Genomic DNA, 805 nt, shown 5'->3' on the forward strand with positions numbered 1-805 from the left:
TTTTGCCAGCATAACATCAACTGTTCAATTACAGAGAGCTTGAAACGCTTCGAGCCATTAATGGTTCAGGCCGATAAATACCATGTTCCAGTTCGTGGATATCTATCGTGCGTCGTCGATTGCCCTTACGATGGGGCGACATCTCCAACACAAGTGGCCAACATATCGCAAGCGTTGATCGAGTTGGGATGCTTCGAGGTGTCCTTGGGCGACACGATCGGAACCGGTACGCCTAATCGTGTAAAAGAAATGCTGGAATCGGTGCTAGCGCGCATTCCAAACCAACGTTTAGCCGTACACTTTCATGATACATGGGGGCAAGCGCTGGCAAATATCTACCAGGCCTTAAGCATGGGCATCAACACGGTAGACAGCAGTGTCGCAGGATTGGGAGGGTGTCCATACGCGCATGGTGCATCTGGCAATGTTGCTACAGAAGACGTGTTGTATTTATGCCAAGGCTTGGGCATTGAAACTGGCGTGGATTTGGAGCTGTTAGCCAAAGCAGGATGGATGATAAGCGATGAACTGCAACGCCAACCAACATCGAAAGTTTCACAGGCATTACGTCATAGAATGGAATAACGCACTTTGCATGACGGGCTCAACTAACCCGCCCGTTAGACTTCATAATTCGCTTTGATGCCGATATCAAAGTGCAGTGGCATGCGCCATTTTGCTATAGATAAGTAGGCCATGATCAAACCCGCAAGAAGCGCAGAGATTGCAACAATGGTTGACTGTTCGAACCACAACGCAAATGTCGTCACAACCAACAGCATAGGTACCAATTTCAAGCCAAGGA

At 48.4% G+C, this 805-nt stretch carries 1 protein-coding gene and 1 pseudogene; one reads left to right on the forward strand and one right to left on the reverse strand.

Annotated elements, in window-relative coordinates:
* On the forward strand, nucleotides 1-585 hold a 585-nt coding region (locus R7O13_RS25910), incomplete at its 5' end, for a hydroxymethylglutaryl-CoA lyase (protein ID WP_318305080.1).
* 35 nt (nucleotides 586-620) lie between these two features.
* On the opposite strand, the pseudogene R7O13_RS25915 reads toward R7O13_RS25910, so the two are convergent.
* Nucleotides 621-805 (reverse strand): annotated as a pseudogene (locus tag R7O13_RS25915) (hypothetical protein); the annotation flags it as partial.

This window comes from Vibrio sp. Y176, from assembly GCF_033438945.1.